23 protein-coding genes are annotated in these 24,513 nt (G+C 60.0%); 6 read left to right on the top strand and 17 right to left on the bottom strand.

Annotated features, from left to right (window positions below; genetic code table 11):
- Positions 1-121: 121 nt before the first annotated feature.
- The 6 genes from ACA073_RS03060 to cbiE form a co-directional block, all read right to left on the bottom strand.
- Positions 122-580 carry a DUF2946 domain-containing protein gene (locus ACA073_RS03060; protein WP_497401548.1) on the bottom strand — a complete coding sequence of 153 codons (459 nt, stop codon included), beginning with the start codon at positions 578-580 and terminating at the stop codon, positions 122-124.
- 21 nt (positions 581-601) lie between these two features.
- Positions 602-1,081 carry a copper chaperone PCu(A)C gene (locus ACA073_RS03065; RefSeq protein WP_497401550.1) on the bottom strand — a complete coding sequence of 160 codons (480 nt, stop codon included), beginning with the start codon at positions 1,079-1,081 and terminating at the stop codon, positions 602-604.
- Positions 1,082-1,129: 48 nt separating this feature from the next.
- Positions 1,130-1,528, bottom strand: coding sequence for a DUF2946 domain-containing protein (locus tag ACA073_RS03070; RefSeq protein WP_497401552.1), 399 nt, complete (start codon positions 1,526-1,528; stop codon positions 1,130-1,132).
- A 257-nt stretch (positions 1,529-1,785) separates the two neighbouring features.
- Positions 1,786-2,520 carry a cobalt-precorrin-6A reductase gene (locus tag ACA073_RS03075; RefSeq protein WP_497401554.1) on the bottom strand — a complete coding sequence of 245 codons (735 nt, stop codon included), beginning with the start codon at positions 2,518-2,520 and terminating at the stop codon, positions 1,786-1,788.
- A complete protein-coding gene (locus tag ACA073_RS03080; protein ID WP_497401556.1) occupies positions 2,517-3,614 on the bottom strand; it encodes a cobalt-precorrin-5B (C(1))-methyltransferase in 1,098 nt (365 codons plus the stop codon). Before ACA073_RS03080 ends, ACA073_RS03075 begins: the two co-directional genes overlap by 4 nt.
- Positions 3,607-4,818, bottom strand: a complete 1,212-nt coding sequence (gene cbiE, locus ACA073_RS03085; RefSeq protein ID WP_497401558.1) for a precorrin-6y C5,15-methyltransferase (decarboxylating) subunit CbiE — start codon at positions 4,816-4,818, stop codon at positions 3,607-3,609. The genes ACA073_RS03080 and cbiE overlap by 8 nt, the downstream gene beginning before the upstream one ends.
- A gap of 167 nt (positions 4,819-4,985) precedes the next feature.
- On the opposite strand from cbiE, the gene ACA073_RS03090 reads away from it, so the two are divergent.
- The 6 genes from ACA073_RS03090 (at position 4,986) to ACA073_RS03115 (ending at position 11,456) form a co-directional block, all read left to right on the top strand.
- Positions 4,986-5,738: a hypothetical protein gene (locus ACA073_RS03090; RefSeq protein ID WP_497401560.1), complete on the top strand. Its 753-nt coding sequence runs from the start codon at positions 4,986-4,988 to the stop codon at positions 5,736-5,738.
- Between the two features lie 144 nt (positions 5,739-5,882).
- Positions 5,883-7,190, top strand: a complete 1,308-nt coding sequence (cobG, locus tag ACA073_RS03095; RefSeq protein ID WP_497401562.1) for a precorrin-3B synthase — start codon at positions 5,883-5,885, stop codon at positions 7,188-7,190.
- Positions 7,183-7,809, top strand: a complete 627-nt coding sequence (locus ACA073_RS03100; protein ID WP_497401564.1) for a precorrin-8X methylmutase — start codon at positions 7,183-7,185, stop codon at positions 7,807-7,809. Before cobG ends, ACA073_RS03100 begins: the two co-directional genes overlap by 8 nt.
- Positions 7,809-8,540, top strand: a complete 732-nt coding sequence (locus tag ACA073_RS03105; protein WP_497403969.1) for a precorrin-2 C(20)-methyltransferase — start codon at positions 7,809-7,811, stop codon at positions 8,538-8,540. Before ACA073_RS03100 ends, ACA073_RS03105 begins: the two co-directional genes overlap by 1 nt.
- Entirely contained in the window at positions 8,540-10,243 is a 1,704-nt protein-coding gene (gene cobJ, locus ACA073_RS03110) for a precorrin-3B C(17)-methyltransferase (protein WP_497401566.1), read from the top strand. The genes ACA073_RS03105 and cobJ overlap by 1 nt, the downstream gene beginning before the upstream one ends.
- 409 nt (positions 10,244-10,652) lie before the next feature.
- Entirely contained in the window at positions 10,653-11,456 is an 804-nt protein-coding gene (locus tag ACA073_RS03115; RefSeq protein ID WP_497401568.1) for a hypothetical protein, read from the top strand.
- Positions 11,457-11,509: 53 nt separating this feature from the next.
- Here ACA073_RS03115 and ACA073_RS03120 read toward each other — a convergent pair whose 3' ends face one another.
- The 11 genes from ACA073_RS03120 to aroQ all read right to left on the bottom strand — a co-directional run bounded on the left by ACA073_RS03120 (position 11,510) and on the right by aroQ (position 24,449).
- Positions 11,510-12,106 (bottom strand): MarC family protein, encoded by a 597-nt coding sequence (locus ACA073_RS03120; protein ID WP_497401570.1) that lies wholly within the window; start codon positions 12,104-12,106, stop codon positions 11,510-11,512.
- Positions 12,107-12,169: 63 nt separating this feature from the next.
- A complete protein-coding gene (locus ACA073_RS03125) occupies positions 12,170-14,947 on the bottom strand; it encodes a hybrid sensor histidine kinase/response regulator (protein WP_497401572.1) in 2,778 nt (925 codons plus the stop codon).
- A 99-nt stretch (positions 14,948-15,046) separates the two neighbouring features.
- Positions 15,047-16,342, bottom strand: coding sequence for a phosphoribosylamine--glycine ligase (purD, locus tag ACA073_RS03130; protein ID WP_084319205.1), 1,296 nt, complete (start codon positions 16,340-16,342; stop codon positions 15,047-15,049).
- Between the two features lie 156 nt (positions 16,343-16,498).
- Complete coding sequence (gene purH, locus ACA073_RS03135) at positions 16,499-18,106, bottom strand: bifunctional phosphoribosylaminoimidazolecarboxamide formyltransferase/IMP cyclohydrolase (protein WP_497401574.1); 1,608 nt, start codon at positions 18,104-18,106, stop codon at positions 16,499-16,501.
- Between the two features lie 81 nt (positions 18,107-18,187).
- Positions 18,188-18,508: a DNA-binding transcriptional regulator Fis gene (gene fis / locus ACA073_RS03140; protein ID WP_007907419.1), complete on the bottom strand. Its 321-nt coding sequence runs from the start codon at positions 18,506-18,508 to the stop codon at positions 18,188-18,190.
- Positions 18,505-19,515 carry a tRNA dihydrouridine synthase DusB gene (dusB, locus tag ACA073_RS03145; RefSeq protein ID WP_497401576.1) on the bottom strand — a complete coding sequence of 337 codons (1,011 nt, stop codon included), beginning with the start codon at positions 19,513-19,515 and terminating at the stop codon, positions 18,505-18,507. The genes fis and dusB overlap by 4 nt, the downstream gene beginning before the upstream one ends.
- Positions 19,516-19,700: 185 nt before the next feature.
- Positions 19,701-20,936 (bottom strand): DUF3426 domain-containing protein, encoded by a 1,236-nt coding sequence (locus ACA073_RS03150; protein ID WP_497401578.1) that lies wholly within the window; start codon positions 20,934-20,936, stop codon positions 19,701-19,703.
- A gap of 30 nt (positions 20,937-20,966) precedes the next feature.
- On the bottom strand, positions 20,967-21,845 hold the full coding sequence (gene prmA / locus ACA073_RS03155) for a 50S ribosomal protein L11 methyltransferase (protein ID WP_497401580.1): 879 nt from the start codon (positions 21,843-21,845) through the stop codon (positions 20,967-20,969).
- Positions 21,846-22,112: 267 nt separating this feature from the next.
- Positions 22,113-23,471, bottom strand: coding sequence for an acetyl-CoA carboxylase biotin carboxylase subunit (gene accC, locus ACA073_RS03160; RefSeq protein WP_497401582.1), 1,359 nt, complete (start codon positions 23,469-23,471; stop codon positions 22,113-22,115).
- A gap of 17 nt (positions 23,472-23,488) precedes the next feature.
- Positions 23,489-23,950: an acetyl-CoA carboxylase biotin carboxyl carrier protein gene (gene accB / locus ACA073_RS03165; protein ID WP_054044024.1), complete on the bottom strand. Its 462-nt coding sequence runs from the start codon at positions 23,948-23,950 to the stop codon at positions 23,489-23,491.
- Positions 23,951-23,996: 46 nt separating this feature from the next.
- Complete coding sequence (gene aroQ, locus ACA073_RS03170; RefSeq protein ID WP_497403971.1) at positions 23,997-24,449, bottom strand: type II 3-dehydroquinate dehydratase; 453 nt, start codon at positions 24,447-24,449, stop codon at positions 23,997-23,999.
- Positions 24,450-24,513: the final 64 nt, after the last annotated feature.

The following is a 24,513-nucleotide window of genomic DNA, read 5'->3' on the forward strand; positions in this document are numbered from 1 at the left end:
GCTCGCGAAAGCGGTGTGCCAGACGACATTAATGCTGAATGACACTCTCTCTTCGCGAGCAAGCCCGCTCCCACAGGTTGCCTTGGCTGTCTTCAGGACCGTGTGAGATCGGGTTAGGTGTTTACGCGACGATGGGCGGTGCGCGGGTGCGGGCGCCGGGGAAGAAGGTTTGCCGGGCGTGGCCCAGGCGTGTGGCAGATGTGGTGAAGGTGGTAGCTGTTGGCGTATCGAATGCAATGAAGGACTGGCCACCCGTCAGCGCCGGGCAATTGAACAGCAGGCTGCAATAGCCGCACTTTTCCCAGATGGCGTGATGAGGCGTCTTGGGTGGGCAGTGCTCGGCAGCGGCTTGCACGTCGTGGGCGCCGTGCTCCATGGCCGGCATGTCCATGGGCATGTCCATCGACATGCTCATGGATACTTGCATCAGAGCGGAGGCGCGCTGATCCATCGGCATCGACTGAGAAATCAGCGGACCGATGAAGATCATAAACATGGCGAACAGGCTGATCCAACTGCCGCGGGTCAGGCTCAAGGGCTGACGGCGGGAGGCGGGTGACCTGCTGCTAAACGGGCGCATGGGCGTATTCAGCTCTGGCGATTACGGGTTGTGCGCGTGCGCTTGCAGGCCGTTCGGTGCCATTTTCTGCACCGCGACTTCGACGGTCACGTCACCGGATTTCTCGAAGTGCAGCGTCAGCGGGAAACGCCTGCCATCGCTCAGCAGGCTGCGGTCTTTCAGTTCCAGCAGCATGACGTGGTAGGCCATCGGTGCAAAAGTGACGTCGCCACCGGCCGGGACTTCGACGGTGGGCACCTGCTGCATTTTCATCAAATCGTTCTGCATCACGTGCTCATGCAATTGGGCAATGCCTGCAATCGGCGAGTCGACGCTGAGCAGTTTGTCAGCCGTCTTGCCGTTGTTTTGAATCACAAAGTAAGCCGCAACGGTCGGCGCATTCGGTGGCAATTCTTGCGACCACGGATGAGCGATTTCCAGTGCGCCAGCTTTGTACTCATGGGCATTGGCAAAGCAGGCAGGCAGCAGCAACGCAGCCAGAACGATGAGTTTGTTCAACATGGCAGTTCTCCGGAACAATTCAAGACGCAGGTCAATTGCGAGAAAGAATCACACCAGAGGGGAAGCGCGGGGGTTGAGGCTCGGCCATTGCTGGCGTGGAGTGGGCGTGTCGAGAGTGGCGGCGGGCAGGCTTCGATTGGCATCGAAACGCGCGAAGTACAACTGCGGCACATGCCCGGGCAACGCCACCAGAGGCGCTGAACCGGAGCAGCACCAGCAATGCTGCATGTTGGAATGATCGTCGTTCTGCGGGGCTTTCTGCTCAAGTGTCCCCAGGGAAATCGCCACCATCTTCGTGCCAGTGGACGAACAGAAACTGCCCCACAACACCTGCTCGGCCGGCGATTTCGCCGTCTGCGCCATCGCTCCGGTCATCGGCATGGCGAGCATGTTGAACAGCACTGCGAAGCAGGCGATCCAGGCAATTGCGAGCCGTTGTCGGGACATGGGACAGATCCGGTTGGGTGGGCGTTCAGGCGCGGCTATTTAGCCTGATCAGTGCCGATAAGTAAAAACGCGGCGTGCGGTTTGGTGTCGCAGCGTATTTCAAATGAGTGTAGCGGTTTCAATTCAAAATGCCGGGAGGAGTTGTGGCTGGCCTACAACCTGTGGCGAGGGAGCTTGCTCCCGTTGGACTGCGCAGCAGGCCTTTTTTTGGGGCTGCTTCGCAGCTCAGCGGGAGCAAGCTCCCTCGCCACAAATACTTACGCGTCCGTCAGATTGCAATCCGTCAGTGCGGCCAGGACTTCACCCACATCCCCAAACTCCCGATCCACCCCCGGCAACACCGGCCTTTTCAACACCAGCACCGGCACCCCCCGCTCCCGCGCCACTTCCAGTTTCGGCTGGGTGGCGGTACTGCCGCTGTTTTTGCTGATCAGCACATCAAATTGCCGGCGTTCAAACAGCTCACGTTCATCGTCGATCAGAAACGGCCCGCGTGCACCAATCACTTCGCAGCGTTCATTACTCGGATAAACGTCCAGTGCGCGCAACGTCCAGAATTGCTCCGGCGGAATTTCATGCAGATGTTGCAAGGGCTCACGTCCGAGGGTGAACAGCGGTCGACGGAAGGGTTGCAGAGCGTCGATCAACTCGGCCCAGTCGCTGACGTCGCGCCAGTCATCCCCGGCCTGTGGTTGCCAGGCCGGACGCCTGAGTGCCCAGCAGGGAATGCCGGCCAGCTGCGCGGCAGTCGCGGCGTTCTGGCTGATTTGCGCCGCATAGGGATGAGTCGCATCCAGCAGCAGATCGACCCCTTCATCGCAGATGAACTGCGCCAGACCTTCAGCACCGCCATAGCCGCCGACGCGAACCTGGCAATTTAGATCGGTCGGTACACGACCGACGCCGGCCAGGCTGTAAATATGTTCCGGTCCCAGCGTACGGGCGATCGCCAGTGCTTCCGTCACGCCGCCGAGCAGCAAGATGCGCTTCATTGAAACTCTCCCGCATGGCCGACGATCCCGCCCTGGCGATCGATGGCAAACACTTCAACCTGAACCTGCGCCGGCACCACACTGCGCGCAAACGCCAGCGCGTGCCCGCACACCGCATCGCCGAGTGCGATGCCGGCCGCGCTCGCCATCGCCAGCGCTTGCTGACTGGTATTGGCTTCGCGAATCGCTTGCTGCAACGCTTCATCCGCGCCGACCGCTGCGGCCCATTCGGCCAGTTGCGGCAGGTCGATGCTCGAATGCCGACTGTGCAGATCCATGTGCCCGGCCGCCAGTTTGCTGATCTTGCCGAAGCCGCCGCACAGGGTGAGTTTATCCACAGGCACTTTGCGCAGATGTTTGAGTACGGCGCCGACGAAGTCGCCCATCTCGATCAGGGCGATTTCCGGCAAGTCGTAGACCCGGCGCATGGTGTCTTCGCTGGCGTTGCCGGTACACGCGGCGATGTGCAGGTATCCATTGGTTTTCGCCACATCGATGCCCTGATGGATCGAGGCGATGTAAGCCGCGCAGGAAAACGGCCGGACGATGCCGCTGGTGCCGAGTATCGATAAACCACCGAGAATGCCCAGCCGTGGGTTCATGGTTTTCAACGCCAGCGCCTCGCCGCCTTCGACGTTTACCGTGACCTCGAAACCGCCGTGATAGCCGAGTTCCTCAGCGAGCAAGTTCAAGTGGTCGGAGATCATCTTGCGCGGTACCGGGTTGATTGCCGGTTCGCCAACACCCAACACCAGCCCTGGCCGGGTGACCGTGCCCACGCCACGGCCGGCACTGAAACGAATGCCCGGTTCGGCGTTCAATCGCACGTGGGAAAACAGCAGCGCGCCGTGAGTCACGTCCGGGTCGTCGCCGGCATCTTTGATGGTGCCGGCTTCGGCGCCGTCTTCCAGAAGTCGACAGAACTCCAGACGCATCTGCACGTGCTTGCCTTTGGGCAGGACGATGTCCACGGCGTCCGCGCGCTCGCCGCCGAGTAGCAAGCGAGCGGCGGCGAGGCTGGTCGCGGTGGCGCAACTGCCCGTCGTGAGACCGCTGCGCAGCGGTGCGGGTTGTTCGGCGGTTTCGTCACGCATCGAAAGGTTTGACCACGTCCAGCAAGGTAATCGGCAGCGCCTGGCGCCAGGTGTCGAAGTCGCCCAGCGGCTGCGCCTGGGCGATGTGAACGCGCGTCAGCTCGCCACCGTGCTGCTCTCGCAAGGCCATCAGGGTCATTTCACTTTGCAGTGTGACGGCATTGGCGATCAGGCGACCACCGGGTTTCAGCTGAGCCCAGCAGGTGTCCAGCACACCCTCGCGAGTAACGCCGCCACCAATGAAAATCGCATCCGGGCGCTCAAGTCCGGCGAGGGCTTGCGGCGCCTTGCCGCGTATCAGTTGCAGACCGGGTACGCCAAGCGCGTCGCGGTTTTGCTCGATCAACAGTTGCCGTCCTTCATCGGCTTCGATGGCCAGTGCCCGGCAACTCGGGTGGGCACGCATCCATTCGATGCCGATCGAGCCGCTGCCGGCGCCGACATCCCACAACAATTCACCGGGGACCGGGGCCAATCGAGCGAGGGTGATTGCGCGTACATCGCGTTTGGTCAGTTGGCCGTCGTGCTTGAACGCCGAATCCGGGAGGCCGGCCAGTCCCGACAGACGTGGCGCATTGGGTTCAGCGATGCATTCGATGGCGACCAGATTCAGATCGGCGATAAGTGGATCGGCCCAGTCGCTGGCGACGCCGTCGATGCGCCGTTCGGCTTCACCGCCCACATGTTCCAGCACGGTAAGGCGACTCGACCCGAACCCGCGCTCGCGCAACAACGCAGCAATCGCCGCAGGGCTTTGACCGTCGTTGCTGAGCACCAGCAGGCGAACGCCGCTGAACAACTGCGCGTTGAGCGCTGAAATAGGTCGGGCGACGACCGACAGCGTGACGACGTCCTGCAATGGCCAGCCCAATCGCGCGGCGGCAAGCGAGCAGGAGGAGGGCGCCGGCAGGATCAGCATTTCTTCGCTGGGCAGTTGCCGGGCGAGGCTGGCACCGACGCCGAAGAACATCGGGTCGCCGCTGGCCAGTACGCAGACTGGTTCACCGCGCAGGGCCAGCAACGCATCGAGTGAGAATGGACTCGGCCACAATCGGCGTTCGCCACGGATACAGGCCGGGAGAAGATCCAATTGCCGTTGGCTACCGAAGATCTTCGAAGCGGCCAGCAACGCATGCCGGGCATTCTTGCCCAGACCTTTGAAGCCATCCTCACCAATGCCTGTCACGGTCAGCCAGCGTGCCATGTGTGTGCTCTGTTCATCTGTATAAAGCGGCACATGATACGCGTCGGAGTGAATGCGAGTAATAGAATGTTTTAAGTTGGCTGTTCCGGGCGGTGGATGGTGGTTTCGAAGTTGTATAGTCTGAACTTTCTTACTTGACTTGTTTAATGGTTTAAAAGGAATTAACTATGGATTTGAAAAAAGCGGGATACCTGGACTTGACGGCCTATTCCGAAGCGTTCGAACGTGACTTTTCGGCAAAGAAGACAAACTCTGTTCAGAGCGTTGCAACGTTGGATTCGCCAGGGGCTGCCGGATCGTTGTTGGGAGGTAATCTGATCAGCACCGCAAAGGGCGTATCTCGTCAGGACAAACGAGACGTCAACGCCAGCGTACGGTATGCGCAGTGGCATGCGAGTCAGGAGCGCGATCGTCAAACAGATCCCCAGGGCTGGTTTTCCCTGTTTGCCATCACGCTTTTTAGTATGGGCTGGGAATACGAAGATGAAAGAGTTGTCGAGAAATATTACAGGAACTTCTCCGGCCAACTAAGTCAGGCTTATTTGAATGCGATATCTGCTGTGAACAGTCCCATGGCGAAAGTTACCAGAGATATGTTTAATGCGTTATCGGCTAATACATCAGCCCTTTGGTCATTGTCCAAAGGAAGCCTGCGTGGCAAGGAGTTTGCGATTGCACCCGCTCAATATGACAGTCAGGGGCGATTGTCATTGGGTTTGAATGATTACTCGTTGTGGGCGCGAGTCCAGCGCGAAGAGTTTCTCTTTTGGGACTGGAACGAGGGCAACGTAACGCTCACGCATCGCGCCGTGCCATTCACTCTGAACAGAGCGAGGTTTGATGAGGTCCGTCCAACGTTAAATGACCGACTCGACATTATCGCTGACGCCATATTCGAGTTTTATTCGGAACGTCTGTGAGGGAGGCCGCATGATTGATTGAGGGAGGAAGCGTTTGCGACACGCGGTCTTAGGATGCCGTACAGCAAAGCAGGCATAATACCGCTCGCTTCCATCCGGAGGCGCTTCCACTTTTGATCGGTCATCCCTTTGAACAAACACCCTGTGCCCCTCGCTTTACGCCCCTCGGCTTGTCCCGGGCTGCTGCGTATCGTCCAGGCCAGGGATGGGGGAATCTGCCGAATAAAACTCGCAGGTGGCGTTGTAAGTGCTGCGCAAGCCTATGCCATTGCCGACGGCGCGCAGCGTTACGGCAGTTCAGTGATCGAGGCGACTAACCGGGCCAACCTGCAGATTCGTGGCATCGAACATGAGCAGGCCGCGCTGATTGAAAACCTGCTCGCCGCCGGCCTCGGTCCTTCGAATGCGGCGGGCGACGATGTACGCAATCTGATGCTGAGCCCAAGCGCAGGAATCGATCGACAGATGCTGCTCGACACCCGCGACCTGGCCCAGCAGATCCTCGCGACCCTGCAAGAGCACGAACCCTTCCACAACCTCAGCGCCAAATTCGCCGTGCAGCTTGATGGGGGTGAAGGGGTGGCGATGCTCGAACACCCCCATGATCTGTGGTTGTCCGCTGTCGAACGAGAGGGCGAACGGCGGTTGGCTTTCGGTTTGGCGGGGTGTCCCACCGACGGGCCGGCAGGTTCCGTTCCGCTGGAAGATGGCCACGCGCTGGTGGTCGCTGTGCTTGAGTTGTTCCTGGAACTGGCGGAGCCCGATCAAACGCGAATGCGCCATTTGCTGAGCGAAATGACGGCCTCCGGGTTCCTTGCCCGGTTGGCCGAGCGTGTGCCATTCGAGTCCATTGCAGCCCGACAGCGTTCATTGACTTCAAACGTGCTGCACATTGGCGCCCATCCGCAGGCGCAAGCCGGGTATGTCTACATTGGCGCCGTGCCGCCGCTGGGACGGCTCGATTGCACCATGCTCCGGGGCGTCGCTCGATTGGCGCAGGAATTCGGCGATGCGACGCTGCGGTTCACCCCGTGGCAAAGCCTGCTGTTGCCGAACATTCGCCACGGCAATGCGGATGAAGTCATCCGGCGCCTGGATCGGTTGGGCCTGTTGTGCGACGCCGATCAGCCCTTGTCACGGTTGATCGCCTGCACCGGTTCCAGTGGCTGCGGCAAAGGCCTCGCCGACACCAAGGGCGACGCTCTGCAACTGGCCGCGCTGCTGCAGCGTCATGGTCAGGTACTGAACGTGCATCTGTCCGGCTGCTCGCGTTCCTGCGCCGCCGCGCATATCGCGCCAGTCACTTTGTTGGCGATCAGCCCCGGTCATTACGACCTCTATTTTCGCGAAGCGGGGCAGCCGGGTTTCGGCGCCCTGCACGCACGCAACCTTACTATTGAAGCGGTCGCAGCCTTGCTCGACGCCCGCTCACGGAGCCCCCTTGATGCTTGATTACATTCGCGACGGTCAGGAGATCTATCGCAACTCCTTCGCGATCATTCGCGCCGAGGCCAACCTCGAGCGAATCCCTGCCGATCTGGAAAAACTCGCGGTCCGCGTGATTCACGCCTGCGGCATGGTCGATGCGATTGACGGTCTGCAGTTCTCCGATGGCGCGGGCAAGGCTGGCCGCGATGCGCTGGCCGCCGGTGCGCCGATTCTGTGCGATGCGCGGATGGTGTCCGAAGGCGTGACCCGCGCGCGTCTGCCGGCGAACAATCAGGTCATCTGCACGCTGCGTGATGAGAATGTTCCCGAGTTGGCCCGTGAGCTGGGCAATACCCGTTCCGCTGCCGCGCTGGAACTGTGGCGCCCGCATCTGGAAGGAAGCGTCGTCGTGATCGGCAATGCGCCGACCGCCTTGTTTTATCTGCTGGAAATGCTCGACGCGGGCGCACCGAAACCGGCGCTGATTCTCGGCTTCCCGGTGGGCTTCGTCGGCGCCGCCGAATCCAAGGCCGCACTCGCGGCGGACAGCCGTGGCGTGCCGTTTGTCATCATGCAAGGCAGGCTGGGCGGTAGCGCCATGGCCGCCGCCGCCGTCAATGCCCTCGCCACGGAGATCGAATGATGCAGCAACCTGGACGTTTGATCGGCGTCGGCGTCGGCCCCGGTGATCCTGAACTGATTACCGTCAAGGCCCTGCGCCTGCTGCGCGAATCGCCGGTGGTGGCGTACTTCGTCGCCAAAGGGAAAAAGGGCAATGCCTTTGGCATTATCGAAGCGCATTTGCAGGACGCACAAACCTTGCTGCCGCTGGTGTATCCGGTGACCACCGAAGCGTTGCCGGCGCCGCTGTCCTATGAACAGGTGATCAGTGATTTCTACGATGCGGCCGGCGAAGAGCTCGCTGCGCATCTCGATGCCGGACGTGACGTGGCGGTGATCTGTGAAGGTGATCCGTTTTTCTACGGCTCCTACATGTACTTGCACGATCGTCTCGCCGAACGCTATGAGGCCGAAGTCGTGCCCGGTGTCTGCTCGATGCTCGGCGGCGCTTCGGTACTCGGTGCGCCGCTGGTGTACCGCAATCAGAGCTTGTCGGTGTTGTCTGGCGTGCTGCCTCACGACGATCTCAAGCGCCGGTTGGCCGACGCCGATGCGGCGGTGATCATGAAGCTGGGGCGTAACTTCCCCAAGGTCCGTCAGGTGCTCGAAGAGCTCGGTCTGGCGGAGCGCGCGCTTTACGTCGAACGCGCGACTATGGCCAATCAGAAGATCGTGCCGCTGGATCAGGTTGAGCCGATGTCCTCGCCGTACTTCTCGCTGATCATCGTTCCGGGTGAAAGGTGGCAAGGCTGATGACTCGTCCAGCTCCCGCGATTGTCATTCTCGGTAATGGCAGCCTCGCGACCGCGCGCAAGATTCAGCAGGTGTACCCCGGTGCATTGATCCATGGGTTGGCCGAACGGGTTGAAGGCGCGGACCGCATCTATCACGAATTCGGCGCAACCCTGCGCGAACTTTATCAGCAGGACACGCCGATCATTGCCCTGTGCGCGGCCGGTATCGTGATCCGGACCCTAGCGCCATTGCTGCTGGAAAAAGGCGCCGAGCCGCCGGTGCTGGCGGTGGCCGAAGATGGTAGCGCAGTGGTTCCGCTGCTGGGCGGTCTGGGTGGCGTGAACGTGCTGGCGCGGGAGATTGCCACTGCGCTGGAGGTGGCCGCGGCGATCACTACCAGTGGTGAACTGCGCTTCGGTACTTGCCTGCTCAACCCGCCAAATGGCTACGCACTCGGCGATCTGGAACTGGGCAAGCGTTTCGTTTCCGATTTGCTGGCCGGTGAAACGGTGCGCATTGAAGGTTCGGCGCCGTGGTTGGCACACGCGCAGTTACCGGAAAACCCGCAAGCGCGACTGGCCGTCCATGTCGGGCATGCCGAGCGTACGCCGGCGGTCAATGAGCTGCTGATCTATCCGCGCAACGTGTTGGTGGCGGTCAGTGCCAGCGTGACGAACTTGCCGCTGTCGATTCGTGACGCGTTGCATCAGGCAAAAATCGCTGTGCAATCAGTGGCGTTACTGTTGGCTGCCGACAGCGAAATGGCTAACCCGACGTTGCGTGAAGCGGCACTTGAGTTGGGCGTGCCGTTGCGCTTTGTCAACGATGCGGGTGCGCTCAGCGAACTGGCGCGCAATGCCGCCGGCCAGCCCGTTTCGATCTTTGGCGATGACGCCATTGCCATCGCGGTTGCGGAACAGCCTTTGGACACCATGTCGATTGGCCGTCCTCGTGGCCGTCTGGCGGTGATTGGTCTGGGCCCCGGCGCTGCCGAACTGATGGTGCCGGCGGTGAAGGCTGAACTGGCACGCGCCAACGATGTGCTCGGCTACGAAACCTATGTGCGCATGGCCGGCCCGTTCCGCGCCGATCAAGTGATGCATTGCACCGACAACCGCGAAGAGATGCAGCGCGCGCGTCACGCTTTCGAGCTGGCGGCGCAAGGGCGTTCGGTGGTAGTGGTTTCGTCGGGCGATCCGGGCGTTTTCGCCATGGCCGCTGCAGTGCTGGAAGCGCTCCACGAATCCACCGATGCTGCCTGGCACAACGTTGATCTGGAAATTTTGCCGGGTGTTTCTGCGTCCCTGGCGACGGCCGCTCAGGCCGGTGCGCCGTTGGGGCATGACTTTTGTGTGTTGTCACTGTCGGACAACCTCAAGCCTTGGGACATTATCGAGAAGCGCCTCGATCTTGCGTCACAGGCCGATCTTGCTCTGGCGTTCTACAACCCGATCTCGCGCTCCCGTCCCTGGCAGCTCGGCCGAGCGCTGGAAATCGTCGCTCGACACCGTACGTCTCAAACGCCAGTCGTTTTGGGGCGCGACATCGGCCGCCCAGGTCAGACGTTGCGAGTGACAACCCTCGGACAGTTGACCCCGGACCAGGTGGATATGCGCACCATGGTTCTGGTGGGATCGTCCACGACCTGCGTGTTTTCGCGGGCAGGTGGTGGTGATTGGGTATACACCCCACGCTGGTACGGAGAAAAACCCTCCTCCTGAGGATTTGCTCTTTGTTAAAAAGCCATGGCAGTCGAGTGAACCCTCGAGTTGCCGTGGCTTTTTTCATTCTGGTCGGTAAAAAAGCGCGTTGGAGGATGTAGGTTAACTCCTGTCTGAGTAGCGAAACGTTACTTGTGGATGAACCTGGTGAGTGGGATTGTTTACTTTTTTGTATAGGTTTAGTTTCCACTTTATTGGCGAGAGTTGCTGAAGTGTGCGTATTCATTTGGGTTTAAGTTGGTCGTCTTCTATTTGTTTTGTTGTGTGTTTTTGTAGTGGGGTTGTTGTTTGTTAGTGTGAGTTTCTTTTTTGGTTTTTTAAGGGTGTTGAAAGACTTTGTTTGGTGCGATAGGTTTTAGTGAGTGATCCGGTTCGGGTCGCTTTATATTTAAATTAAATGGATGTTTATATGACTAAAGTGAATGAAGTTGAGTTGAGTGCCTATTTCGATCAGTGCCTTGAAGAGTGCCAGGCTAAACTAAACCTGAACGGTCCAAAGATTCGGGCAAAACGTTCGGCCGCTCCGCTAGCGGAGTTACCGATTGATAAGGATGAATTGAACGCCGCGATCATGGGCAGCGGTATCGTTGGCTTTCTGGAGGGGATGACGCGCCGTAACAAGCGCATCGTAAAAAATACATACGCTTACGCCGATATTGCTTCAAGGATTTTGTTTCCAGGTAAAACAGAGAAAGTCGCCCGCTACGAATGCTTCAAAAAACTGATGTTCGCCATGGGCTGGACCGAGTATCACAGTGCCTTTACTCACTACCAGTCCTCTACCTCCAAGTTGACGATGGATAATGTAGCGCTGGATATTGTGTACTCTGCTGTCGGTGGCGTGGCGGGTCCCGCTGGGAGTGCGTTGAAAGTTGTTGCGGAAAAAACCATTGAGGCGCTAAAGAAACAACCCGATGCGGTAAAACTGTTCGAGCGTCATGCAATTGAAGCCAGTGGCGCAAATTTTGGTATTTCCGTTTGCAAGCAAGATGATGAAGCTGAAGTCACGATGGCAGTAGGTACGATGCGCTACGACACATCGGCCAACAATACAAAAGTTATTTTTGTCGAATGGAACAGTTCTGATGTCGAGATCTATCGCGGTAAAGCACACTTTACTATTCACGAAGAGGACTTGAGGCAGGAGGAGAAGTGCATCAAGTTCCTCGACGACCTCAGAGAAGCTATCTTTATGGAGTTTTCGCCGGTTTAAATCATTTTGATTGCCAGAGGCTTCACGCCTCTGGCTTTTAGTCGTGTCTGCCGCTACGGCACCAGATACCCTTTCACCCCAGTGAAAATGATCTGTGCCGCCAGTGCACACACAAACAACCCCATCAACCGGCTGACAATCTGCAAACCCTGGTCACCGAGAATGCGTTCGATGCGGTTCGACAGATAAAGCACTACACCCACCGTGAAACTGGCCAGGGCGATGCTGAGGATGGCGGTGAGTTTGTCGTCCCAGTGCGGCTGGCTCACACCCATCACCAGCAACGCGCCGATGGTGCCGGGGCCGACGGTCAGGGGGATGGTCAGCGGCACGATGGTGACGTCCTGCTGCACGTTGTCAGTCTGGACCGCTGATCTGCCTTGGGCCATGCCCAGCGCCGAGATGAACAGCACGCTGCCGGCGCCGATGCGGAACGCGTCCACCGTGATGCCGAACACGTTGAAAATGACCCGCCCGAACAGGTACAGCAGGACGCTGGACACCAGCGTGGCAGTCGCCACTTTCCACGCCAGACGACGTTGTTCCTTGCGTGAATAACCGCGGGTCAGGCTGATGAAGCAGGACAACACGAAGAACGGGCTGTAGAGCACCAGCATCTTCAGGTAAACGCTGAACAACACATGGAGCATGGTGCAAGCTCACTGGAGAGGGAAGTCGTGGGGGAGTCTATCAGGCGTCGCCGGGTCTGTCGGTCAGGACGTTTGAGCTGTCGCCCGGTTCTGCTGATCGCGCTGGGCTACCCAATGCTCGATCAGTTCGCGCAACTGCGACAGCTCGACCGGTTTGGCCATGTGCCCGTCCATGCCGGCCTGACGCGCACGCTCTTTATGTTCGGCGAGGATATGCGCGGTCAACGCCACGACAGGGGTGCGAATCCGCTGGTTGCCGACTTCCCAGGCACGCAATTGCTGGGTGGCCGAGAAACCGTCGAGGATCGGCATTTCGCAATCCATCAAAACCAGGTCGTAATGCTGAGCTTTCATTGCCTGCAAGGCCTCTTCTCCATTGCTGGCGGTGTCCGGTTGCAGGTTGAGTTTGCCCAGCATGCCGCGAATGACCTTGGTCGAAATGCTGTTGTCTTCGGCGACCAGAATGCGGAAATCGCTGGGCACCTTGACCGGCAGGGTCGGGCCCGTGGGCAGGTGCGGAAAAACGGCGAGGCCCTTGTTGCGCTGGTTCAGTTCATCCGCCAGCGTGGTCTTGAGGGTGTAGCCGGCCACCGGTTTGGCGAGGATGCGCTTGATCCCGGAATTGCGCGCGATGATCTTGCTCGGCGCATTGCTGATGCCGGTGAGCATGACCAGCAGAATGTCGTGGTTAAGGCTTGGGTCTTCCTTGATCTTGGCCGCCAGTTGCATGCCGGTCATGCCGGGCATGTTCTGGTCCAGCAGGACCACGTCGAAGTAATCGCGCAGGTGCGCCTTGGTACGCAGCAGTGCCAACGCTTCCTTGCCGGACGGGACGGCACTGACATTCAGCCCCCAGGCGCTGCACTGTTGCACCAGCACTTTGCGGCAGGTGTCGTTGTCGTCCACCACCAGCACCCGTGCACCTTGCAGCGGGCCATCGAGGTCGGAGGTCGGGTGTTCGAGGCGGTCAGGGTCCAGAGGCAAGGTCAGCCACAAGGTGCTGCCCTGGTTGGCGCCGCTCTTGACGCCGAATTCGCCTTGCATCAAACGAATCAGCTGGCGGGCAATCACCAACCCGAGGTTGCCGCCCAGCCGGGTCGCCGAGAGGAAGTTTTTGCTGTGCAGTTCGGCGTGCATCAGCGCGTCGCGTTCTTCGGCGTCCATTGGCTCGCCGCTGTCCTGCACGGCGATGCGCAGGCGCGGTTTGGCGCTGCGCTCATCGAGGGCGACGACGATCAGGATCTCGCCTTCGTCGGTTTTCTTCAGGGCGTTTTCCAGCAGGCTCAGCAGGGTCTGGCGCAGGCGTGTCGGGTCGCCGCTGATGACCCGCGGCACTTGCGGCTGGATAAAGCTGATCAGTTCGACGTTCTGCTGTTCGGCCTTGGCGCGGAAGATACTCAGGCAATCTTCGATCAGCGCATTGAGATCGAACTGCACGTCGTCCAGTTCGATCTGCCCGGACTCGAGTTTGGAGATGTCGAGAATCTCGTTGATCAGGGTCAGCAGTTCGTTACCGGCACTGTGGATGGTTTGCACGTAGTCGCGCTGCTTGACCGACAGCGGCGTGCCCAGCAGCAGCTCGGTCATGCCCAGTACGCCATTCATCGGGGTGCGGATTTCGTGGCTGATCTTCGCCAGGAATTCGGCCTTGGCGTTGATCTCGGCGTTGCTGGCGGCGAGGTCGCGGCTGACACTGAAACGGTCTTCGGTGATGCTGCGCTGGCGTTCACTGAGCGCAATACTCATCAACAGGCCGCTGATGCAGACGAACACCAGGAGGGCGATGATCAGGTCTTGCGGTTCAATCAGCGTCAGCCCCAGCAGGGCTGGCAGGATGATCAGCGCGCCGACGTTGAACACCACCATGGATGCCACGAACAGCCGCGCCGGGCGATAGCCTTTTTGCCAGTGCCAGGCGCTGATGAACAACATCGTCAGACCGGCCAGGGCGACCAGCGTATAGGTGATGATGTTCAGCGGCAGCGTATTGACGAACAGCAGCAACAGGCCGCAGACGGTGATGAGCAGGATTTCGCCGAGCAGCAGTTTGTTCAGCGGATGCGGGCCGAGCGGGGCGAAGAAGCGGTAGGCAAACATCAGCCCGCACGGTGCGGTCAGCAGCAAGGCGAGGTAGGCGCCCGGTGTTTGCACCGCGTGCCAGTCCGGTAACCACGGTCCCGCGAGGTTCAGCAGCAGCGCCAGGCTGAACATCAACAACGCTTCACAACCCGCCAGCCACAGGCTGCTGCGCGACCGGGTGTAGGCGTATCGAATCAGGTTATGCAGGACCAGCATGCCGATGCAGCCGAACAGCAGGCCGTAAATCAACGTCTGAGTCTGATTGGCCGCGGTCATGATTGCTGATTGCAGGGTGACGTAAGGCCGCAACTGGTGTTCGGAAACCAGGCGCAGGTAAACATCGAGGGGGTTGTCGCTTTGCGGCAACGGCAACATGAAGTCGCTGTTGGGTAGTGGCCGTTCACTCTGAGGCTGTTCGGTGCCGGTGTTCAACTGATCGATCAGCTTGTCGCCGTCCAGCACATACAGATTGAGGTGCGACAGGTCGGGTGCAAACACCCGCAGTAACTGCTCGTGCTTGCCAGGAGCCAGCCTGAAGCGCAGCCAGAGCGCACCGCCGGGCTCGGCCGCGGTGAGGCGATCGAGTTCGGTGGGGCTGAATTGGTTGGTGTAGCGAGCGGAGCGGATGTCGCTCAGTTGCAGGTCGCCCTGTTCGTCGAGCAATACCGCCCAACCACTGCCTTGCGCGGCCTGGGCCGGGAGCATGCAGAGCAAAGTCAGCAACGTGACAGTGAATCCTATGGCAATCCTGAGCCAGCGCACGGCGAAATCCCTTCGTAGGTTGATGCCAGAATATAACTATGCGCGGCGCTGGAATAGTCCGGCAAGGGCCTGAAACCCAAGCCCTGCCGAATGGATCGCTTATTCCTGATTTTCGCCACGCTCGCGGGCAATGGCGCGGTAGCCAATGTCCTTGCGATAGAAACAGCCTTCCCAGTCAATCTTCGCCGCCAGCTTGTAAGCCTGCTGCTGAGCAGCATCGACGCTGGCGCCCATGGCGGTGGCGCAGAGCACCCGACCACCGGCCGTCACCACTTGACCGTCCTTGAGCGCAGTACCGGCGTGGAAGACTTTGCCTTCCAGCGCGGCGGCTGCATCCAGACCGTTGATGGCCACGCCTTTAGCGTAGTCGCCAGGGTAACCACCTGCCGCCAGCACGATGCCGACGCTCGGACGTGGATCCCATTGCGCTTCGACCTTGTCCAGCGCTTGCGCCAGGGCGGCTTCGACCAGCAACACCAGGCTCGACTGCAAACGCAGCATAACCGGTTGGGTCTCAGGGTCGCCGAAACGGCAGTTGAATTCGATGACTTTTGGGTTACCAGCCTTGTCGATCATCAAGCCAGCATAGAGGAAACCGGTGTAAACGTTGCCTTCCTCGGCCATGCCGCGCACGGTTGGCCAGATCACCAGGTCCATGACGCGCTTGTGCACTTCGCTGGTGACCACTGGCGCAGGGGAGTAAGCACCCATGCCACCGGTGTTCGGACCGGTGTCGCCGTCGCCGACGCGTTTGTGGTCCTGGCTGGTGGCCATCGGCAGTACATTCTTGCCGTCGACCATGACGATGAAGCTGGCTTCTTCGCCGTCCAGGAACTCTTCGATGACCACGCGCGAACCGGCGTCGCCGAAGGCGTTGCCTGCTAGCATGTCGCGCACGGCGTCTTCGGCTTCGGCCAGTGTCATGGCAACGATCACGCCTTTACCGGCGGCCAGGCCATCGGCCTTGATCACGATGGGTGCGCCTTTTTCACGCAGATAAGCCAGCGCTGGCTCGATCTCGGTGAAGTTCTGGTAGTCGGCGGTCGGAATCTTGTGACGTGCCAGGAAATCCTTGGTGAACGCTTTCGAACCTTCCAGCTGGGCAGCGCCCGCGGTCGGGCCGAAGCAGTCCAGGCCACGGGAGCGGAACAGATCAACGACGCCAGCCACCAGTGGCACTTCCGGGCCGACGATGGTTAGGGAAACGTTCTTCTCGGCGAAGTCGGCCAGCTGTTCGAGGGCCAGCACGTCGATAGCGACGTTCTCGCACTTGGCTTCAATGGCGGTGCCGGCATTGCCCGGTGCCACGAAAACCTTCTGTACGCGCGGATCCTGAGCCACTTTCCAGGCCAGGGCGTGTTCACGGCCACCGCTGCCAATGATCAAAACATTCATTTCAAAAACCTCGGATGACGCTAATTCTTGATAGCACCGCTGGGGTGCTTTTTTGTGGGAGCGGGCTTGCTCGCGAAGGCGGTGTGTCAGTCAGCACTACTGCCGCTGAAAGATTGCATTCGCGAGCAAGCCCGCTCCCACAGTTGATCGAGTTAATCAGTGACGGAAGTGGCGCATGCCGGTGAAGACCATGGCGATACCGGCTTCATCAGCCGCAGCAATCACTTCGTTGTCACGCATCGAGCCACCTGGCTGGATCACTGCGGTGATGCCGACCTTGGCCGCGTTGTCGATGCCGTCGCGGAACGGGAAGAATGCGTCCGATGCCATGACCGCACCCTGCACCTGCAAACCGGCATGTTCAGCCTTGATCGCAGCGATACGGGCCGAGTTCACGCGGCTCATCTGGCCAGCGCCGACACCGATGGTCTGGCGGTTCTTGGCGTAGACGATGGCGTTGGACTTGACGTACTTGGCGACTTTCCAGGCGAAGATCAGGTCGTGGATTTCCTGTTCGGTCGGTGCACGCTTGGTCACGACTTTCAGGTCATCGGCGCCGATCATGCCGATATCACGGCTCTGCACCAGCAAACCGCCGTTGACGCGTTTGTAGTCCCAGGCAGCGGCGCGATCAGCCGACCACTCGCCGCAGGCCAGCAGACGCACGTTGGCTTTTGCCGCGACGATGGCGCGGGCTTCTTCGCTGACGCTTGGGGCGATGATCACTTCGACGAACTGACGCTCGACGATGGCCTTGGCGGTTTCAGCATCCAACTCGCGGTTGAACGCGATGATGCCGCCGAATGCCGATTCAGTGTCGGTAGCGTAGGCCAGTTCGTAAGCCTGACGGATGCCGCCTTCGGCGTCCGGGCTCACAGCAACGCCGCACGGGTTGGCGTGCTTGACGATCACGCAGGCCGGCTTGACGAAGCTCTTCACGCATTCCAGCGCGGCGTCGGTGTCGGCCACGTTGTTGTACGACAGCTCTTTGCCTTGCAGTTGGGTCGCGGTGGCGATGCCGACTTCGGCAGGCTTGGCTTCAACGTAGAACGCCGCGCTCTGGTGCGGGTTCTCGCCGTAGCGCATCTCCTGAGCCTTGATGAACTGGCTGTTGAAGGTGCGCGGGAATTCGCTGCGACCTTCGGTGCTGAGGGTGTCAGCGGCCTGGTTCACGGTGCCCATGTAGTTGGCGATCATGCCGTCGTAGGCGGCGGTGTGTTCGAACGCCTTGAGCATCAGGTCGAAACGCTGAGCGTAGGTCAGGCCACCGGCCTTGAGGCCTTCAAGAACACTGGCGTAGTCGCTGGCATTCACGACGATGGCCACGTCTTTGTGGTTTTTGGCGGCGGAACGGACCATGGTCGGGCCGCCGATGTCGATGTTCTCGATGGCGGTCGGCAGGTCGCAGCCGGGCTTGTTGATGGTGGCTTCGAACGGGTACAGGTTGACCGCCACCAGATCGATCGGCTTGATGCCGTGCTCGTTCATGATGGCGTCGTCGATACCGCGACGACCGAGGATCCCGCCGTGGATTTTCGGGTGCAGGGTTTTCACCCGACCGTCCATCATTTCTGCGAAACCGGTGTAATCCGCGACTTCCACTGCGGCAACACCGTTGTCCTGCAGCAACTTGAACGTTCCGCCGGTGGAGAGGATCTCGACGCCCAGGGCTTCAAGCTCTTTGGCGAATTCGAGGATCCCGGTCTTGTCGGAAACGCTGATCAAGGCGCGGCGGATCGGCAGGCGGGTAGTCTGGTCGGTCATTTCAATTTCCATCAAAAGCAAAGGAGTCAGCAAAAAAGGCGACCGTTTTTACGCGGGCGCCTTTCTGGTTTGATTGAATGCTTACAGCAAATCGTACTGCTTGAGTTTTTTGCGCAGGGTGCCTCGGTTCAATCCGAGCAGCTCGCTGGCCTTGGTCTGGTTGCCCTTGACGTAGTTCATCACGCACTCGAGCAGGGGCGCCTCGACTTCGGAGAGCACCAGGTTGTACACATCCGTGACGGCAGCGCCCTCAAGGTGGGCGAAATAATTGTGCAGCGCCTTCTCGACACTCCCGCGAAGGGTCTGACCTTCTTCGCTCGGCGTGTTGAGGTGCTGTTTCAAATTCACGTTGTCGCTCACGGGTGTTGTTCCACTCACTAAAGTCTCGGTCATCATCGTCATGCGGCCACCCCTTCTCCGTCCCCTGTCAGGCTCTTATAACGTTCTGCGAAGAAGCCCTGAACGTTGGCGCATTGTGCTTCCGTATCTTCCAAACGATTGAAGTGGGCGCGAAACTCCCTGGCGCCCGGCAAGGTTGCGAGATACCAGCCCACATGCTTTCGAGCGATCCGGACACCCATGACGTCTCCATAGAAGACGTGCAGTGCAGCCAGATGCTCTAGCAGAATGCGTTCCACCTCGATCAGTTCCAGCGCCGGGAGTTTCTCGCCGGTACGCAGGAAATGGTCGATCTCGCGAAAAATCCATGGCCGCCCCTGGGCAGCCCGTCCAACCAACAGTCCATCGGCACCGGTCGCGTCGAGCACGTAGCGGGCCTTCTCCGGCGAATCGATGTCGCCATTGGCGAAGACCGGCATCGACACCGCCCGCTTGATCGCGGCAATGGTGTCGTACTCGGCTTCACCGGTGTACAGGTCGGCACGGGTGCGGCCATGGACCGCCAACGCCGTAATGCCCGCCTGCTCGGCGATCTTCGCCACCGTCAGACCGTTCTTGTTGTCCCGGTCCCAGCCGGTACGGATCTTCAGGGTGACCGGCACATCAACCGCAGCCACCACGGCCTGCAGGATCTCGGTCACCAATGCTTCATCCTTCAACAGCGCGGAACCGGCAGCCTTGTTGCAGACCTTCTTCGCCGGACAGCCCATGTTGATATCAATAATCTGTGCGCCCAGTTCGACGTTGGCCCGGGCCGCATCCGCCAGCATCTGCGCATCACCACCGGCAATCTGCACCGAGCGTGGCTCGGGATCGCCTTCGTGGATCATGCGCATGCGCGATTTGCGGGTGTTCCACAAACTCATGTCGCTGGTGACCATTTCCGAAACTACAAGTCCTGCGCCCAGTCGCTTGCACAGCTGACGAAAGGGTTGGTCGGTGACACCCGCCATAGGGGCGAGAATCAAGCCGTTGTGCAATGTGTATGGACCGATGCGTACCGCCGACATAGGACTTTCCAGTTGTGGGGCCGGATCATGAGAGTTCGAAAAAGGGTTGGCATGATACCCGCTCTCGATGACTGGATAAAGGCTGAATTGAACAAAATCTGAACAGTTATTCTGTTATCGCCAGCAGTTCGGTATGAGCGGTCGCTGTCAGAAATGTGCCGTCAAACGCGTAACACTGAACCGTTTCACTCGGGTGAGTGGAAGCTCAGGCTGTAGTTCACGGCTTTGGCGCCTGGGTCGAGAATATCCAGGGCGATATGGATCGGCGTTTGCGGCGGCATTTCCGCCATGCCTTCGAGATCGCCGTTGAGGTACTCGCCGGGCTTGAAGCGACGGCTGGCGATCAGGTGACCGTTGAGGTCGGCAAAGCGCAACTCCAGCAGCGGGAACGGCTGGGAGAACGGCGCACGGTTGTAGATGATCGCGTCGACCACCAGCGCGCCATTGAAATCCGGATGGCTGCGCACCACCAGGTTGCTGCTCTTGATTTTCGCGATGTCGACTTTGGACGGCACGGTGCAGCCGATTTGCGGGCACAACTGCTGGAACCAAGGACGGTACTGATCCTGGCGCGCCAGCTCATCGAAGTGATAGGCGACGTACTGGCCGACGAGAGCGGCGGCACCGAGCAGAATCAGCAGCAACCAGAGAAACCGTCGACCCCAGGGTGATCGGCGTTTCTGCCAATCGAGTTGCAGCGGGTCGTCGGTCAGGTCCTGCAGCACCTCGGCGCGCACTGCCGGTTCGCTGCGTTCGCGACGTTTGCGCAGGGGTTCGATTGAAGGCAGATCATCGTCGAGTTCGTCAGTGGCGTCGGTCGCCGACAGGCGTTCGTGATGAAGCGGGGCGTCGAGCGGGTCGTTGAGGCGCAGCTGTGCCGGCTCTTCGTCGTCCAGCCCTGTTGGTTCCAGGGACAGCGAAGGTTCGGTGCGCGCGAGTATGCCCGTCTCGATCATCGGTTCTGGTGTGACAGGGGGGGCGGTCTTCTGCGCGCGATCGGCGGCCGATTCGCTGAAGAGACTGTCGGACCATGGCTCTTCATTGTGCTCGGCGGTATCGCGGCGGGCGCTCAGGCTGTCTTCGCGGTGCCGGCCGAATTCCGTGGTCGGCTGGATTTCCCGCTGTTCGAGACGGGCGAGTTCCTCGTCCAGGTCGAGGCTGTCCAGATCCAGTTCGGCGGCGGTCCACTGCTTTTGGCTGATCGCCCGTGGTTCCGGTTCCGGTTCCGGCGACGCGACGCTGGCCGGGACAACCGGCGTGACCGCTTCCTTGCCTGCCTGCTCAAGCAACTGCTTGGCGGCGTTGAACACTTGCAGGCACGAGCCGCAACGAACCACCCCACGGGCCACGCTCAACTGAGCATGGCTGACGCGGAAACTGGTTTGGCAATGCGGGCACTGAGTGACGAAGCTGTCGGTCATGCGGCGATCCGGATTATGCAGGCGCTCATTCTAGCGCCGACGGCCAGTGATGCGCACCCAGCCATCGCGATTGGCGATCGGGTCCAGATCGAAGTCCTGGGCGTAGGCTTTGGCAACCTCGTCGCCTTGTTCGGCAAGGATGCCCGACAGTGCCAGGCGGCCACCCGGCTTGACCAGGCTGGACAGCTGCGGCGCCAGGGACACCAGCGGGCCGGCGAGGATGTTGGCCACCAGCACGTCGGCCTGAACCTGCGGCAGGTCTTCCGGCAGATACAGCGGGAAGAGCTCTTCGGCGATGTTGTTGCGCCCGGCGTTGTCACGCGAGGCTTCCAGCGCCTGCACGTCGATGTCGGTGCCGACGGCTTCCTTGGCGCCCAGCAGCAGGGCGGCAATCGCCAGAATCCCCGAGCCGCAACCGAAATCCAGTACGTTGCAGTCTTTCAGGTCCTGACCGTCGAGCCATTCCAGGCATAGCGCGGTGGTCGGGTGCGTGCCGGTGCCGAATGCGAGGCCCGGATCGAGCAGCAGATTAACGGCGTCCGGTTCAGGCGCGGCGTGCCAGCTGGGCACGATCCACAGGCGCTGGCCGAAACGCATTGGCTGGAAGCCGTCCATCCAGCTGCGCTCCCAGTCCTGGTCTTCGATGACTTCGCTGTGATGCTCGGGCAGCGGGCTGCCGGTCAGCAACTCCAGGTGCGCCAGTACGCTGGCAGCTTCGGTGCCACCTTCGAACAGGGCCAGCAGGTGCGTATGCGACCACAGCGGGGTGGTGTTGAGTTCCGGCTCGAAGATCGGCTGATCTTCAGCGTCCATGAAGGTCACCGACACGGCGCCTACTTCAAGGAAAGCGTCTTCGTAGGTTTCGGCTTGTTCTGGGCTGATGGCGAGACGGACTTGCAGCCAAGGCATGGCGGGCACCTTTGAAAAATATTGATTGCAGCCTAGCGGGCTGCGAGAAGCGCGCAAGTTTACGCGAGCGCGGAGGTTTTGTGGGAGTCCACTGTACTTGTGGGAGCGGGCTTGCTCGCGAAGGCGGTGTGTCAGTCATATCAGTGTTGGATGGGGCACCGCTTTCGCGAGCAAGCCCGCTCCCACAAAGAGGCCTGACAGTGTCGGTTGAAATCTCCAGAAACAACAAAGCCGCTCGAAAGCGGCTTTGTTGATCCGGATTACAGACTAGTGCTTGTCGCCAGCCAGCTTGTGTTCCAGGTAGTGGATGTTGATTCCACCTTTGCAGAAGCCTTCATCGCGGACCAGATCGCGGTGCAGCGGGATGTTGGTCTTGATCCCGTCGACAACGATTTCGTCCAGCGCATTGCGCATGCGCGCCAAGGCTTCGTCACGGGTTGCGCCGTAGGTGATCAGCTTGCCGATCAACGAATCGTAGTTCGGCGGAACGGCATAACCGCTGTACAGGTGCGAATCGACGCGAACGCCGTTGCCGCCTGGAGCGTGGAAATGCTTGACCGTGCCTGGGCTTGGCATGAAGGTTTTCGGGTCTTCGGCGTTGATCCGGCATTCCAGCGCGTGACCGCGGATGACCACGTCATCCTGGGTGTACGACAGCTTGTTGCCGGCGGCGATGCTGAGCATCTCCTTGACGATGTCGATGCCGGTGACCATTTCCGAAACCGGGTGCTCGACCTGTACGCGGGTGTTCATTTCGATGAAATAGAACGCGCCGTTCTCGTACAGGAACTCGAAAGTACCCGCTCCACGGTAGTTGATGTCGATGCACGCCTTGACGCAGCGAGCGAGGACTTCAGCACGCGCTTTCTCGTCGATGCCCGGTGCCGGCGCTTCTTCAAGAACCTTCTGGTGGCGGCGTTGCAGCGAGCAATCGCGGTCGCCCAGATGGATGGCGTGGCCCTGACCGTCGGAAAGTACCTGGACTTCCACGTGACGTGGGTTGGTCAGGAATTTTTCCAGATAGACCATCGGGTTGCCGAACGCCGCGCCTGCTTCGGTGCGGGTCAGTTTGGCGAAGGAGATCAGGTCTTCTTCTTTATGCACAACGCGCATGCCGCGACCACCGCCGCCGCCAGCGGCTTTGATGATCACCGGGTAACCGACTTCGCGACCGATGCGCAGCGCGGTTTCTTCGTCTTCCGGCAGCGGGCCGTCGGACCCCGGAACGGTTGGAACACCGGCAGCGATCATGGCGTGCTTGGCCGAAACCTTGTCGCCCATCAGGCGAATGGTGTCGGCTTTCGGGCCAATGAAGGCGAAGCCGGAGTTCTCGACCTGTTCAGCGAAATCAGCGTTTTCCGCAAGGAAACCGTAGCCTGGGTGAATGGCGGTAGCGCCGGTCACTTCAGCCGCGGCGATGATTGCCGGGATGTGCAGGTAAGAGTGGGCGGCCGAGGCCGGACCGATGCAGACGGATTCGTCTGCCAGGCCCAGGTGCATCAGCTCTTTGTCGGCCTTGGAGTAAACGGCGACGGTCTTGATGCCCATCTCTTTGCAGGCACGCAGAATCCGCAGTGCGATCTCACCGCGGTTGGCGATCAGAACTTTTTCCAACTTCGCAGTCATCAAAGTTTCTCCTCGGTTCAAACGATGGTGAACAGCGGTTGGTCGTACTCAACCGGCTGGCCGTCTTCGACGAGGATGGATTCGATCACACCGCTGGTTTCAGCTTCGATGTGGTTCATCATCTTCATGGCTTCGACGATGCACAGGGTGTCGCCTTTCTTCACGGTCTGACCGACTTCAACGAAGGACGGCGAGCTTGGCGAAGACTTGCGATAGAAGGTGCCGACCATAGGCGAACGGGCAACGGTACCGTTCAGGACAGGCGCGGCCGGAGCAGCTGGCGCTGCAGCGGCAACCGGGGCAGCAGCAACAGGCGCTGGAGCCGGAGCGTGCATTGGAGCCGGTGCGTAGTACTGCTGAGCCGGGGTCTTGCTATGGCGGCTGATGCGTACGGACTCTTCGCCTTCCTTGATCTCGAGCTCGTCGATGCCGGACTCTTCCAGCAATTCGATCAGTTTCTTAACTTTACGGATATCCATGAATCATCAACTCCCAAGGGTCGGTCAGGGGCGTTACGCTTGTTGTTCAAGCTGTTGCCGGTCTTTCAAGCTGTTCTAGGGCGGCCTCCAGGGCCAGTCGATAACCGCTGGCGCCAAGGCCGCAGATCACTCCCACCGCAACATCGGAGAAGTAAGAGTGATGGCGGAAAGGTTCGCGTTTGTGCACGTTAGACAAATGCACTTCGATGAATGGGATGCTCACCGCCAGCAGCGCGTCACGTAATGCGACACTTGTGTGCGTAAAAGCTGCCGGGTTGATCAGAATGAAGTCCACACCTTCGCCGCGGGCAGCGTGGATGCGGTCGATCAATTCGTACTCGGCGTTGCTTTGCAGGTGCAGCAAATGATGGCCGGCTTCACGAGCGCGGCGTTCCAGGTCCTGGTTGATCTGCGCCAGTGTCGTAGCGCCGTAGGTGCCCGGTTCACGAGTGCCGAGCATGTTCAGGTTGGGGCCGTGCAGAACCAATAGCGTCGCCATCTGCTGTTCCTTGTTATCCGTGTGCATTTGTCAGAACCCGGCGACTATGCCGCAAAGCCTTTGT

It is taken from the genome of Pseudomonas sp. LBUM1670 (assembly GCF_059695695.1).